This is a genomic window from Salipiger sp. ABF4_146 (assembly GCF_056161345.1).
On record NZ_JBSWYX010000015.1, the window covers coordinates 25,497 to 39,195 of the forward strand.

A 13,699-nucleotide genomic window follows, 5' to 3' on the forward strand; every position below is an offset into this window, starting at 1 on the left:
CGCTCCGGCTGTCCAGATTGCGCGCTCCCCATAGCCGCTTGACCCGCAAGGAGCAAGCGAAGCCCCATCGGTGCCTGCAATTCCCCCCGGTTTCCGCCCCTGAGATCGCGCGCAGGCCCGGTCGAGTTTCGGAAATGCCCGCGCGGCCTCGATCAACACGGCATCGCCGCGGGCCTTTCCGTTGCGCCCGTGCAAGTGGGCTAGGCCCCGGCAGGGGCCGTCCGCGCAGGCTAGCCGAAGTTGGCCCACAGCGCGCAGGACCCTCCTGCGCCGCGTTGCAGCGTGGATTGCGCCGCGTCGCGGCATGAAAAGAAAATTGGAATGCGGCATTGTGTCGCCACGGATCCGTGATAGCCTCTTTTTCAGGGAGGAACGAATATGCATCTTTTTCTGGTCGGCCTGTCCATCGGGCTTCTCATCATGTCGCCACTGATCGCGCTGGTCCTGTTCGCCGGGATCATGTCGCGCCGTAAGGAGGCCGGAAGACCGCCACGCGGTGGACAGCGGGCCCCGGTTCGCGGCGGCGCTTTCCCGGCAGGCTTCGCCAAGCCCTGAGTCCTTGAAACTCCGCTTTTGACACGGAAAAGCCGGGCACCTTGGAGGGGGCGCCCGGCTTTTTCGTCGCCGTAAGGTGCGACGCTCTGAAGTGTCGGGGCGGTGCCCGGCGGGACGATCAGTCGAGTGCCTTGTCGCTGCTGCCCGCATCCCCCTTGATCCAGTAGCCCGCCGCCTTCAGATGCGGCGCGGGGTGGCTGCGGTCTTGCAAGAAGTGCTGCTTCAGCGCTCGCGCCACCTTCGCTTCGGCGGCGATCCAGACAAACCCCTTGCCCTCGGGCAGATCCAGCGTCCGTGCCGCGTCGAGCAGCGGTGCCGCCTCATGCGCCTCGGCAACCGGGCGATGCAGCCAGTGAGTCTGTTGCGTGGCGGCGCTCTGCCATGTCTGTTCATCTTCGGCGCCGGGCACGGCGGCGAGGGTGATCGCGGTGACGCCTGCAGGCAGGTCCTCGACGCGGCGGGCAATGGCGGGCAGGGCGGTCTCGTCGCCGATCAGCAGGTACCAGTCGAACACCGGCGCCACCACCGCCGAGCCGCGCGGTCCGCCGACCAGCAGCGTGTCGCCGGGTTGCGCCGCTTCGGCCCATGCAGTGGCCGGGCCGGCATCGTGCAACGCGAAGTCCAGCACCAGCGTGCGCGCCTCGGTGTCGAACGCGCGCGGGGTGTAGTCGCGTGCCACCGGGGCCTCTGCACCGGTGTCGAGGAACAGCTTCACGTGGTCGTCGGCGCCAAGGCTGGTGAAATCGGCCAGGTCCTCGCCCTCGAGGGTGATGCGCAACATGTGCGGGGTCAGCCGCTGGCTGTCTCGCACCGTCAGGGTGCGGCGCTTCAATTCGTGGCGGTGGCGGGTGATGATGCTTTCCATGTCAGGTCCTTGCGTGTCTTTCAGTCTTCGGGTGTGTCGCGGGGCGTGGCCTCGCGGATGTCCCGAGCGGTGTCTCGTAGCTGCGCGGAAAGCGTGGCGATGAGTGTATCGTCTGCACCGGGTGCGGTGAGGCGCTGGCGCAGGGCGGATTTGATCTCGTCCATGGCGGCGACGATTTCCTTGGGCGCGTTGCCGCGGTGCCAGCGCGGCGGCTTGCGGGTCAACAGTTCGTCGGCGACCGTGCGGTTGGCGGCCAAAAAGGCGCTGCCGTGGTCGCTGATGCGCGAGCGCTTGCGCCCGGTCTCGTCGGTCTCGATCTGCACGTGCCCCATGTCTTCCAGCCACGACAGCGTGGGGTAGATGACACCGGGGCTGGGGCAATAGGCGCCCTCTGTCCGCTCTTCTATCTCACGTATCAGCTCGTAGCCGTGGCGTGGGCGCTCGGCGATCATCGCCAATACCAGCATGCGCAGCTCTCCGTGGCCGAAGAGCCGCTTGCCGCGCCGTCCGCCGGGCTTTGGGTGGGCTGGTTTATCGCGTTGCATGTGGTCCTCTTGGATTCGATATATCGGAAAATAAGATATATCGGAAAATCCGCAAGCCCCCGGTTCTCACACCCGCGTGCGTGGCTACGGCCGGATCGTTGTCATAAAGGTTTCACTTTCCGTGACCCGATAATTCGAATATTCGGGAAATATGGAAAAAGAGATTCCCGATCGCCTCATGACCCTTGGCCACCCGCAGCGGCTGGCCATCTTCCGGCTGCTGATGCGCCGCTTTCCTGACCGGCTTCCCGCCGGCGAGATCGCCGAGACCATCGGCGTGAAGGCCAGCACGCTTTCGGCATATCTGGCGGCGCTGATGCGCGCCGGGCTGGTCACTCAGGCGCGGTCGGGCACATCGCTGCTCTACAGCGTCGACATGACCCAAGTGCGACAGACCTTCGACTATCTGCTGCGTGACTGCTGCCGCGGGCGGCCCGAGATCTGCGCACCATCCCCCTTCCTCTCCGAGACAGGAGTGCCCCCAATGCCTGACCGCAAGTACAACGTGCTGTTCATCTGCACCGGCAACTCGGCCCGCTCGATCTTTGCCGAGACGCTGCTGCGCGAGATCGCCGGCGACCGCTTCAATGCCTACTCCGCGGGCACCAAGCCCAGTTCGCAGCTCAACCCGACGGCGGTAGAATTGCTGCACCAGAAGGGACACGACATTGCGCCGCTGCGCGCCAAGAATGTATCGGAGTTCTCTGGCGCGGATGCGCCGGACCTCGATTTCGTCTTCACCGTCTGCAATCAGGCGGCGAATGAGGAATGCCCGGCGTGGGAAGGGCAACCGATCAGCGGCCACTGGGGCATGCCCGACCCGGTGAAGGCCACCGGCACGGAGGCCGAGAAGATGCTGGCCTTCCAACAGGCCTACGGCGCGCTCAAACATCGGATTTCCGCCTTCACCGCGCTGCCCTTCGCCCAGCTTGACCGCATTTCGCTGCAGGCGGCGGTGGACGAAATCGCCCGGGCCGAACCCGACCAGACCGACACGACCCAGACAATTCCGGAAGCGACCACATGACCACCTATGCTCTCAACGGCCTCGGCCGTATCGGAAAGCTCGCCCTGAAACCGCTCCTCGAAAGCGGCGCGCAGATTGCATGGATCAACGACGCCGTCGGCGATCCGGCGATGCACGCGCATCTGCTGGAGTTCGACACGGTGCACGGGCGCTGGGACGCCGAGATCCAACACGACCACGAGAGCGTGACGGTAGGGGGCACCCGTCTGCCCTTCATCGGTACCAAGGACCTGTCGCAGCTGCCGCTCGACGGGGTGGATGTGGTGATCGACTGCACCGGGGTCTTCAAGTCCGAAGCCGCGCTCGCGCCCTATTTCGAGGCCGGGGTGAAGAAGGTGGTTGTCTCGGCGCCGGTCAACGACGGGCCCACGGCGAACATCGTCTATGGCGTCAACGATGCCACGTATGACCCGGCGCGGCACAGCATCGTCACCGCGGCGTCCTGCACAACCAACTGCCTCGCGCCGGTGGTCAAGGTGATCCACGAAGCGCTCGGCATCCGCCATGGCGCGATCACCACGATCCACGATGTGACCAACACGCAGACCATCGTCGATCGCCCTGCCAAGGATTTGCGCCGGGCGCGCTCGGCGCTGAACTCGCTGATCCCCACCACCACCGGTTCGGCCACCGCGATCACGCTGATCTATCCCGAACTGAAGGGGCGACTGAACGGCCATGCGGTGCGCGTGCCGCTGCTCAACGCCTCGCTGACCGATTGCGTCTTCGAGGTCGAGCGCGCCACCAGCGCCGAGGAGGTCAACGCACTGTTCGAGGCGGCTTCGAAGGACTCGCTGAAGGGCATTCTCGGCTACGAAGAGCGGCCGCTGGTGTCCTGCGACTATACCAACGACACGCGCAGCTCGATCATCGACGCGCCCTCGACCATGGTCGTCAACGGCACGCAGGTGAAGGTCTACGCGTGGTACGACAATGAAATGGGCTACGCGCACCGGCTGGTGGACGTGGCGCGCATGGTCGGAGACACGCTGTGAGCACCCAAGCCAAGCACCGGCCCGAGGGCCTGTCGGCCTATATCGCGGTGACGGCGGCCTATTGGGCCTTCATGCTGACCGACGGCGCGCTGCGCATGCTGGTGCTGCTGCACTTCCACAGCCTCGGCTTCTCGCCGGTGCAGCTGGCGTATCTTTTCGTGCTCTACGAGATCGCCGGGATGGTCACCAATCTTTCCGCAGGCTGGATCGCCGCGCGCTTTGGCCTGACATCGACGCTCTACGCGGGGTTGTCGCTACAGGTGGTGGCGCTGCTGGCGCTGACCCAGCTCGATCCCTCGTGGGCTATCGGCGCGTCGGTGGCCTTTGTGATGTGCGTGCAGGGCGCGTCGGGCGTGGCCAAGGATCTGGCCAAGATGTCCTCGAAATCGGCGGTGAAGCTGCTCGCCCCATCCGAGGACGGCGGGCTCTTTCGCTGGGTGGCGGTGCTCACCGGCTCGAAGAACGCGGTGAAGGGGCTGGGCTTTTTGCTCGGCGCGGCGCTGCTGGCGACGCTTGGCTTCAAATGGGCGGTTCTGGCCATGGCGCTGGTGCTTGGCCTGATCCTCGTCGCGGTGACCATGTTCATGCCGGGCGGGCTCCCGAGGGGGCGCAAGGGCGCGAAGTTCTCCGAGGTCTTCTCGAAGTCGGCTAACGTCAACTGGCTGTCGGCGGCGCGGGTGTTCCTGTTCGGCGCGCGCGACGTGTGGTTCGTGGTCGGCATCCCGATCTACTTCTACGCAGTGCTGTCGGATGGCACCGAAGAGGGCAACCGCGCGGCGTTCTTCATGATCGGCACCTTCATGGCGGTCTGGGTGATCCTCTATGGCGCGGTGCAGGCGTCGGCGCCGCGCATCCTGCGCGCTCGCACCCGTCCCGAGGGAGAATTGATCCGCGCCGCGCGCGGCTGGGCCGCTGCGCTCTTCGTGGTGCCGGCGGCGCTGACCGTGGCGGTGCTGCTTTCGCCCGCGCCGCAGATGTGGCTGACGGTGACGCTGGTCCTCGGCCTGCTGGTGTTTGGAGCGATCTTCGCGGTGAACTCCTCGCTGCATTCCTACCTGATCCTCGCCTTTACCAAGTCCGAGCGGGTGACGATGGACGTGGGCTTTTACTACATGGCCAATGCGGCGGGGCGGCTGATCGGTACGCTGTTGTCGGGGCTGACCTATCAGATCGGAGGGCTGCCGCTGGTGCTGGGCACGGCGGCTGTGATGGTGGCGCTGGCCGCGCTGACCTCGGGCAGGCTGAGCGCCGAGCCGCAGGAGGTGGCGGTCTAGCCGCAACACGGGCCAGCGCTCGACCGGCGGCTTCGCCTTGAGTCCGGTCGGGGCGGGGGCCGTACCACGGCAAACGCAGAAGGCCCGGACACAGCGCCCGGGCCTTCACTTTTTCTCCGCCGCGCCTCACACCACCGGCGGCGTGCGGCCCTTGTGGATCTTCTCGCGCAGGCCTTGGATCAGCTTGAAGAACACCGGCCCGAAGATCGCACCCAGCACCGCCGAGGCAATCGCCCCGCCAAACACCGCAAGCCCCAGCGACACCCGGCTGGCCGAGCCCGCCCCACTGGCGATCACCAGCGGGTAGACCCCCACCGCGAAGGCCAGCACCGTCATCATCACCGGGCGGAAGCGCAGCTTCGCGGCCTGCATCGCCGCCTCGTGCAGTTCCAACTCCGCCGCCTCGCGCTGCTGCTTGCCGAACTCGACGATCAGGATCGCGGCCTTCGCCGCCAGCGCGATCAGCATCAACAGGCCGATCTGCCCGTAAAGACTGAGCGGCTCCCCTGCGATGCGCAGAGAGATCAGCGCCCCCAATACAGCGAAGGGCACCGTCAGCAGCACCGCCACCGGCGTCAGGAAGCTCTCGTAAAGCGCCGCGAGGAAAAGGAAGGTGAACACGAGGCTCAGCCCCAGCGCGATCGGCACCGCGTTGCCTGACGAGCGTTCCTCGCGCGAGGAGCCGGTCCAGTCGTAGCGGAAACCCTCGGGCAGCGCCTCGGCGGACAGCTCTTCAAAGGCATCCATTGCATTGCCCGTGCTGTAGCCACCGGCGACATTGGGGATACCGGTGATCGTCGCCGAGTTGTAGGTGTTGTAGCGATAGAGCACATCCGGCCCGGTGGTGGGGACCGGAGTGATCACCGTCGAAAGCGGCACCATGCCGCCCTCGCGGTTGCGCACGTAGAGCGAGTCGAAGGCGCGCTCGTTCTGGCGGAACTGGGCGTCGGCTTGGATCATCACTCGGTAGGATTGGCCGAAGACGTTGAAGTCGTTGATGTAAAGCGCCCCGAGCTGTGCCTGCAGGGTCAGGAAGATGTCCGAGATCTGCACGCCCAGCGTCTTGGCCCGCACGCGGTCGATCTCGAGGTTGAGCTGCGGCGCGTCGGCCTTGAAGGTGGAATAGGCCAGCGCGATCTCGTCCAGTTGGTTGGCCGGGGCGAGAAAGCCCTGCAGCGCCGCAGTCATCTCGTCCGGCCCGCGTCCCTGCGTGTCTTCCAGAACGAAGGCCAGACCCTCGACCGCGCCGATGCCCGGCAGCGCAGGGGCGCCGAAGATGATCGTCTGCGCCTCGGGGATGTCGGCGAACTGCTGGGTGAACTTGCGCTGCAGGAAGGCTTGGCTGCTTTCTTCGGTTGTCCGCTCGCTCCATTCCTTCAGCTTGACGATGATCATGCCGGAGTTGGCCTGCAGCGCTGAGTTGAGGATCGAGTAGCCGTTCACCGACAGCACGTTCTCAACCGCCTCATCCTCGCCAAGCGCATCGGTTAGCCGATCCATCACAACCTCTGTCCGGTTCAGCGACGCGCCCGAAGGCAGCTGCACGTCGACCATGAAGAAGCCCTTGTCCTCGGTCGGGATGAAGCTGGTCGGTGTGGTGGTGAAAAGCGTGTACATGCCAAAGAACAGCGCCGCGACGATGGCGATCGCGATGATCGCGTGCTTGGCAAGGAAATCCACGGTGGCCGCGTAGATGCGGGTCACCCAGTCGAACCCTTTGTTGAAGCCTCGGATCACGAAGTTCGGATGCAGCCCCGGCTTCATCAGCACCGAGGCCAGCGCCGGACTGAGCGTCAGCGCGTTGACCATCGAGATCAGCACCGAGATCGTCAGAGTGGCACCGAACTGGCTGAACATCCGTCCGGTGATCCCGGGCAGCAGCAGGGTCGGGCCAAAGACCGCCGCCAGCACCAGCGAGGTGGCGACGATGGGGCCGGTCACCTCGGCCATGGCGCGCCGGGTGGCCTCGGGCGCGTCTAGGTCAGGGTTTTCGTGCAGGATGCGCTCGACGTTCTCGACCACGATAATCGCGTCATCCACCACCAGCGCGATGGCGAGGATCAGCGCGAAAAGTGTCACCGTGTTGATCGTCATGCCAAAGGCGTAGAGCACCGCCAATGTGCCAATGATCGAGACCGGCACGGCGATGGTCGGGATCAGCGTCGCCCGGATCGAGCCAAGGAAGATATAGGTCACCGCCACCACCAGCAGGATGGTGAAGATCATGGTGATCACCGTCTCTTCGAGCGAGGCTTCGATGAACAGCGTGGTGTCGTGGCCGATAACGTAATCGACTCCTTCGGGGAAATACTCCTTCAGTTCCTCCATCTTCTCGCGCACCGCCTCGGCGACCTCCAGCGAGTTGGCCTCGCTGAGCTTGTAGATCGCCATCAGCACGCCGGGCTGGTTGTTGAACTCGCCATAGCCCTTGTAGGCAAAGGCCCCCAGCTCGATCCGCGCCACGTCGCGCAGCCGGATCACCGAGCCCGCGTCATTGGCCGTGAGGATGATGTCGCCGAACTCCTCTTCGGTCTCCAGTCGGCCCTTGGTGGTCAGCACATATTGGAACTGCGTGTCGTCCGCGGCCGGGGCGGCACCAAGCTGGCCCACGGCGGCCTGCGCGTTCTGTTCTTTCACCGCCAGCACGATCTCGTTCACGGTGATATTGTGATTGGCCATTTTCACCGGGTCGAGCCATGCGCGCATGCCGTAGTCCAGCGCGCCGATGTTCTCGGCGGCGCCCACGCCGGGCAGGCGGGCCAGTTCTCCCTCGACGTTGATCGAGGCGTAGTTGGACAGGAACAGCCCGTCGAAGCGCCCGTCGGGCGAGACGATGTCGACCACCATCAGAATGTCGGGATTGCGCTTGCGCACCCGTATGCCGCGCTGGCGCACCTCGGCAGGCAATGCCGGTTCGGCCAGAGCCACGCGGTTCTGCACGTCGACCTGCGCCAGATCGGCGTCGACACCGGTCTCGAAGGTCACGGTCAACGTGTAGCTGCCATCCGCCGCGGCCTTGGATTCCATATAGGCCATGCCCTCGGCGCCGTTCACCTCGTCCTCGATGGGGGTGGCGACAGCCTGCAGCACGGTCTGCGCATCGGCGCCCGGATAATTGGCGCGCACCACCACCTTGGGGGCGGCGATGTCTGGGTACTGGTCGATCGGCATCACCTGAAGCGTGAGCAGGCCGAACAGCGTGATGAGCAGCGAAATGACGAAGGCGAACTTCGGTCGCCTGATGAAAAATAGGGGTCCCATGAAATTCTCCGCTGCCGGGGATCAGCTGTCGTAGGGCTGCGGGGTGACGGCGAGGCCCGGACGCATGCGCTGCAGCCCCTCCACAACCACCCGTTCGCCATCTTCAAGCCCTTCGGTGACGGTCCAGTCGGCACCATTGCGCACGCCCACGACGATGTTGCGCCGCTCGACCACGTCGCCATCGCCGACCACCCAGACGAAATGGCCTTGCTGGTCTAGGCTGACCGCGCGCTGCGGCACCAACGGCGCCTGCACAGGCTCGATCACCTGTCCGCGGATCGTGACGTTCTGACCGGGCAGCAGGATGCCATCGGGGTTGGGAAAGAGCACGCGGGCGGCAATCGTGCCGGTGCTTGCGGCCCCGGTGTTGTCCCAGTTCTCGAAGGTGCCCTTTTCGGGGTAGACCTCGCCGCCGGGCAGGATCGCCTCAAGCTCGAGCGGCGGGATCGATCCGCCCGCTTCTTCGATCCGCAGTCTGCGGGCAAGGAAGCCGAAGTAATTGGACTGATCGACCAGCCCCACCGCGTAAATCGGGTCGAGCGAGACCAGCGTCGCGATATAGCCGATCTGTGTTGGATCGCCCGGCGCGAAAAGGTCGCCCACCGCGTATTGCGGCGCCGAAATGCGCCCGCTGAACGGTGCGTAGACCTTTGTATCTGCGAGGTTTTCTTCGGCCTGTGCGATCTGAGCGCTGGCCACGTCAACCTGCGCCTGTGCCACGTCGGCCTGCGCTTGCGCGTATTCCACCTCGCGCTGCGAGACGGTGTTACTCTGCGACAGTTGCGTGGCGCGGTCGAGGTCGAGATCGGCCTTGATCGCCGCGGCCTCGGCCTGTTTCAGCGCGGCATGTGCCTGCGCCAGCGCGATACGGAAATCGGTTTCGTCCATCTCGACGAGCAGTTCGCCCTCTTCGACGAAATCACCGGCGGTGATGTGGATCGCGGTGATCTGCGCTTGAATCGGCGGTCGCAGCGACGCGGTGTTCAGCGCCTCGATGCGGGCGGGGTGGGTGAAGGAAGGGCGGATGCTCTGCGTGGCGATGGTCTGCACCAGAGCGGTGGGGCCGGGTGCGGCCTCGCCGTCGTCCTGCGCCACGGCGAGGGTCGGGATGAGGGTCGCGGATGCCAATACAGCGGCGCACAGAGAGACAGTGAAAATCTTTCGCAGCAGTCCAATCAACATATCAAGAGTCCTTTCACGGACGGAGCTATGCCATGAAGCGTACACCAAATACGGGAAAAATCTATTTTTATTACAATCGTGTCGCGGTGTTTCGCCCATCGCCACCTGCGTTGCGAGGCATGGCAGCAGAATGCGCGGCATTGCGCGGCGGATCCAGGGCGTCGCGGAATTGGCCTTCGGGGTCGCGAAAGCGGTGTCCGGTATCCCTCACGCTTCTGTCATATGAAAATATTGACAGTCATCATACAAGTCAGTCATAACCGCGGCGTGACGTCATATGCATCTACAGGGAGGAGATCATCATGCGATTCACCAAGACCGGGGCTCTTACAGCTACCGTCGCGCTCTGCGGCCTTCTGGCCGGTGCCGCGCAGGCCGAAACCTGGCGCGCCTGGGCCATTCACCCCGAGGATTATCCGAACGTGGTGGCCATGCAGCAGTTCGCCGACGAGGTGACGGAAAAAACCGAGGGCCGGATCGAGCCCACCGTCTACGCCAATGGCGTGCTGGGCGCGCAGCCCGACGCGATCGAGCAAGTCCGCGCTGGCGCCATCGCCGTTGGCAACTTCAACATGGGCCCGATGGGCGAGATCGTTGCGGCGACCAACGTGCTGTCGCTGCCCTTCATCTTCCGCGACGTGGACCACATGCACGCGGCGATGGACGGCGAGATCGGCCAGCGTTTCTCGGACGCGCTGTCGGAAGAGGGGCTTGTGGCGCTGTCGTGGATGGATAGCGGCTCGCGCTCCTTCTACAACACCAAGCACCCGATCGAGACGCCTGCCGACATGGATGGGCTGAAGTTCCGCGTGATGAACAACGATCTTTACGTGCAGATGGTCGACAAGCTGGGCGGCAACGCCACGCCGATGGCCTATGGCGAGGTCTACCAGTCGCTGAAGACCGGCGTGATCGACGGGGCGGAAAACAACTACCCCTCGTTCGAAAGCTCGAACCACTACGAGGTGGCACAGTACTACTCGATCACCAACCACCTGATCATCCCCGAGTGTATCTGCGTGTCGACCCGCGTCTGGGATGGCGTGTCGGACGAGGACAAGGCGATTGTCACCGAGGCCGCCGTGAAAGCCGCAGACCTGCAGCGTGAGCTTTGGGCCGAGCGCTCGGAAGCGTCCAAGCAGAAGGTGATCGACAGCGGCGTGGCGGTGAACGAGGTCGAGGACGGGCAGGCGTTTCAGGACGCGATGGAGCCGGTCTACGCCGATTTCATCTCCGCGAACCCCGATCTGGAAAGCCTGATCCGCGATATTCAGGCGGTCGAGTGATCTACGGCTTTTATCCAAGCTGAAAATCGGCGTGTCCCCGCGGGGACACGCCAGTTCCGGGAGGGGTCATGGCGCACGCGCAACCGGCCGGGGCAGGGGCCATCTATCGCCTGCTCGATTTTCTGTCGCGTATCTGCGTGCTTGTCGCCGGCAGCGGTCTGGTGCTGCTGATCGCCATCTTCGGCTGGCTGGTCTGGGGGCGCTACGTGATGAACGACACCCCCACATGGGTCGAGCAGTTGGCGCTGATCCTCGTGGTCTGGATCACTTTCCTTGGTGCCGCCGCCGGGGTCTGGAACCGCACCCACCTGTCGGTCGACTTTCTGCGCGACGCCTTTCCCGGCACCATCGCCATGGTGATGAAATGGCTGGCGCTGATCGGCGTGCTGATCTTCGCGCTCTGCCTTGGCTGGCAGGGCTACATCCTTGCCGAGAACACATGGGCACGCACGGTGCCGATGCTGGGCGTCTCCGAGGGCATGCGCGCTGTGCCCATGGCCATCTGCGGCGCGCTGAGCGCGCTTTTCACCCTCTATCAAATGGCCGAACTGGCGAAGGGCCGCGGGTACTGACATGGGTTTGATTATTCTTTTCGGGGTCTTCGCCGGCGGCCTTATCTGCGGCATGCCCGTGGCCTTTGCCATCGGCCTCGCGGCGGTGGGCGGCTTTGTCTACGAGGGGCTGCCGCTGTTCATCGGCTTCCAGCGCGTGCTGTCGGGAATCTCGGTGTTCTCGCTGCTGGCGATCCCCTTCTTCATCTTCGCCGGCGAGCTGATGATGCACGGCGGCATCGCCGGGCGGCTGGTGCGGCTGGCCTCCTCGGCGGTGGGCGCGATGCGCGGCGGGCTGGGCGTGGTCAACGTGGCCTCCTCGATGCTCTTCGGCGGCATCTCGGGCTCGGCGGTGGCCGATACCTCGGCGCTTGGCTCGATCCTCATCCCGGTGATGAAGGAAAAGGGCTATGATCCTGATTACGCGGTGAATGTCACCGTCACCTCTTCGGTCGCGGGCGTGGTGATCCCGCCCTCGCACAATATGATCCTGTTTGCCGTAGCGGCGGGCGGTGTGTCGGTGTCGAAGCTGTTCATCGCCGGCGTGGTGCCGGGCATGCTGATGTGCCTGTGCCTTGGCATCGTCGCCTATGCGGTCGCCGTGCGCCGCGGTTACCCGGCTGAAACCTTTCCCGGCTGGAAGGCGCTTGGTCTGTCGTTCATCGTCGCCCTGCCGGGGCTGATGACCGCGATCATCGTCGTGGGCGGCGTGCTGTCGGGGGTGATGACGGTCACCGAGTCCGGGGCCTTCGGCGCGATCTGGGCCATCCTCGTCACCACCTTCGTGTACCGCGAGCTTAGCTGGGAGGGCTTCAAGACCGCCGTCGTCAACTCGGTGCGCACCACGGCGCTGGTGATGCTGCTGGTGGCCACGGCCTCGGCCTTTTCCTACCTGCTGACCCTCTACCGGGTGCCGGACCTGCTGGCCAGCGCGGTCACCGGCATCTCGGACAACCCGATCGTGATCCTGCTGCTGCTCAACCTGATCTTGCTGGTGCTTGGCATGATCATGGACATGGCGGCGCTGATCCTGATCTGCACGCCGATCTTCCTGCCCGTCGCGGTGGGACTGGGGATGGACCCGATCCAGTTTGGCGTGGTGCTGATGATGAACCTTGGCCTCGGCCTCTGCACGCCGCCGGTGGGCGCTTGCCTCTTTGTGGGCTGCGTCGTCGGCGGCGTGCGGATCGAACATGCGGTGAAGACGATCCTGCCGTTCTACGCGGCGATCCTCGTGGCGCTGCTGCTGGTGACTTACGTGCCCGCCTTCTCCATGTTCCTGCCGAGCCTGATGGAGTGAGAGACATGATGATGAAACGTATCCTGATCACCGGCGCGGCGGGCCAGCTTGGCAAGATCCTGCGCGAGACGCTGAAGCCGCACGCCGAGGAACTGCGCCTGTCGGATATCACCGAGATCACCGACCTTGGCCCGAACGAGAGCTTTGTGCCCTGCGACATCGCCGACGGCGAGGCGGTGAAATCGCTGGTCGAGGGCTGCGACGGGGTGGTGCACCTCGGCGGTATCTCGGTGGAGAAGAACTTCGATCTGATCGAGGCGGCCAACCTGCGGGGCGTCTACAACCTCTACGAGGCGGCGCGGCTGCACGGGCATCCCCGGATCATCTTTGCCAGTTCCAACCACACGATCGGCTATTACAAGCAAGAGCAGCGGCTCAAGCCCACCGACCCGTTCAAGCCCGACGGGCTCTACGGCGTTTCTAAGATCTTCGGCGAGGCGGTGGCCAGCCTCTATCATGACAAGTTCGGGCAGGAGAGCGCGCTGGTGCGCATCGGCTCGTGCACCCCGAAGCCCGAGAACTGGCGGATGCTGTCCACTTGGATCAGCCCCCGCGATTTCACCTCGCTGATCATGGCCGCCTTCACCGCACCGCGCCTTGGCTGCACCGTGGTCTGGGGGCAATCGGCCAACGACATGGGCTGGTGGGACAACTCCCACGCCGCCTTCCTTGGCTGGGTGCCGCAGGACAACAGCCAAGACTACGCCGAGGAAATTCGCCGCACCGTGCCGCGCCCCGGCCCCGAGGACTCCGTGGCGAAATATCAGGGCGGCGTCTTCACCGACGAGCCGATCCACCAAAGCTGAGATTCATAAGGCCCGCACGCGCGCGCCCCAAATAGCCCCCAAGCAAGAGGAC

The 13,699-nt window shown here is 64.8% G+C and carries 12 protein-coding genes; 8 read left to right on the top strand and 4 right to left on the bottom strand.

Annotation, left to right across the window (positions count from 1 at the left end):
* Positions 1 to 378 precede the first annotated feature (378 nt).
* Complete coding sequence (locus ACXAJT_RS19605; protein WP_475237815.1) at positions 379 to 555, top strand: hypothetical protein; 177 nt, start codon at positions 379 to 381, stop codon at positions 553 to 555.
* 118 nt (positions 556 to 673) lie between these two features.
* Here the strand turns inward: ACXAJT_RS19605 and ACXAJT_RS19610 are convergent, their stop codons facing one another.
* Both ACXAJT_RS19610 and ACXAJT_RS19615 read right to left on the bottom strand, forming a co-directional pair.
* On the bottom strand, positions 674 to 1,420 hold the full coding sequence (locus ACXAJT_RS19610) for a siderophore-interacting protein (RefSeq protein ID WP_475237819.1): 747 nt from the start codon (positions 1,418 to 1,420) through the stop codon (positions 674 to 676).
* A 20-nt stretch (positions 1,421 to 1,440) separates the two neighbouring features.
* Entirely contained in the window at positions 1,441 to 1,965 is a 525-nt protein-coding gene (locus ACXAJT_RS19615) for a PadR family transcriptional regulator (protein WP_475237822.1), read from the bottom strand.
* Between the two features lie 151 nt (positions 1,966 to 2,116).
* On the opposite strand from ACXAJT_RS19615, the gene ACXAJT_RS19620 reads away from it, so the two are divergent.
* From ACXAJT_RS19620 to arsJ, 3 genes are read left to right on the top strand one after another with little or no spacing between them, the layout of a single operon-like run.
* A complete protein-coding gene (locus tag ACXAJT_RS19620) occupies positions 2,117 to 2,992 on the top strand; it encodes an arsenate reductase/protein-tyrosine-phosphatase family protein (RefSeq protein ID WP_475237825.1) in 876 nt (291 codons plus the stop codon).
* Complete coding sequence (locus ACXAJT_RS19625) at positions 2,989 to 3,987, top strand: ArsJ-associated glyceraldehyde-3-phosphate dehydrogenase (protein WP_475237827.1); 999 nt, start codon at positions 2,989 to 2,991, stop codon at positions 3,985 to 3,987. The genes ACXAJT_RS19620 and ACXAJT_RS19625 overlap by 4 nt, the downstream gene beginning before the upstream one ends.
* Positions 3,984 to 5,261, top strand: coding sequence for an organoarsenical effux MFS transporter ArsJ (arsJ, locus tag ACXAJT_RS19630; RefSeq protein WP_475237830.1), 1,278 nt, complete (start codon positions 3,984 to 3,986; stop codon positions 5,259 to 5,261). Before ACXAJT_RS19625 ends, arsJ begins: the two co-directional genes overlap by 4 nt.
* A gap of 126 nt (positions 5,262 to 5,387) precedes the next feature.
* On the opposite strand, the gene ACXAJT_RS19635 is transcribed toward arsJ, so the two are convergent.
* On the bottom strand, positions 5,388 to 8,522 hold the full coding sequence (locus tag ACXAJT_RS19635) for an efflux RND transporter permease subunit (protein ID WP_475237833.1): 3,135 nt from the start codon (positions 8,520 to 8,522) through the stop codon (positions 5,388 to 5,390).
* Positions 8,523 to 8,543: 21 nt separating this feature from the next.
* Entirely contained in the window at positions 8,544 to 9,704 is a 1,161-nt protein-coding gene (locus ACXAJT_RS19640; RefSeq protein WP_475237836.1) for an efflux RND transporter periplasmic adaptor subunit, read from the bottom strand.
* Between the two features lie 302 nt (positions 9,705 to 10,006).
* On the opposite strand from ACXAJT_RS19640, the gene ACXAJT_RS19645 reads away from it, so the two are divergent.
* The 4 genes from ACXAJT_RS19645 to ACXAJT_RS19660 all read left to right on the top strand — a co-directional run bounded on the left by ACXAJT_RS19645 (position 10,007) and on the right by ACXAJT_RS19660 (position 13,647).
* Positions 10,007 to 10,990, top strand: coding sequence for a TRAP transporter substrate-binding protein (locus tag ACXAJT_RS19645; RefSeq protein WP_475237838.1), 984 nt, complete (start codon positions 10,007 to 10,009; stop codon positions 10,988 to 10,990).
* Between the two features lie 68 nt (positions 10,991 to 11,058).
* Entirely contained in the window at positions 11,059 to 11,562 is a 504-nt protein-coding gene (locus ACXAJT_RS19650) for a TRAP transporter small permease (protein WP_475237841.1), read from the top strand.
* A 1-nt stretch (position 11,563) separates the two neighbouring features.
* Positions 11,564 to 12,841 (top strand): TRAP transporter large permease, encoded by a 1,278-nt coding sequence (locus ACXAJT_RS19655; protein ID WP_475237843.1) that lies wholly within the window; start codon positions 11,564 to 11,566, stop codon positions 12,839 to 12,841.
* A 5-nt stretch (positions 12,842 to 12,846) separates the two neighbouring features.
* Positions 12,847 to 13,647, top strand: a complete 801-nt coding sequence (locus tag ACXAJT_RS19660; protein WP_475237846.1) for an NAD-dependent epimerase/dehydratase family protein — start codon at positions 12,847 to 12,849, stop codon at positions 13,645 to 13,647.
* Positions 13,648 to 13,699 lie beyond the last annotated feature (52 nt).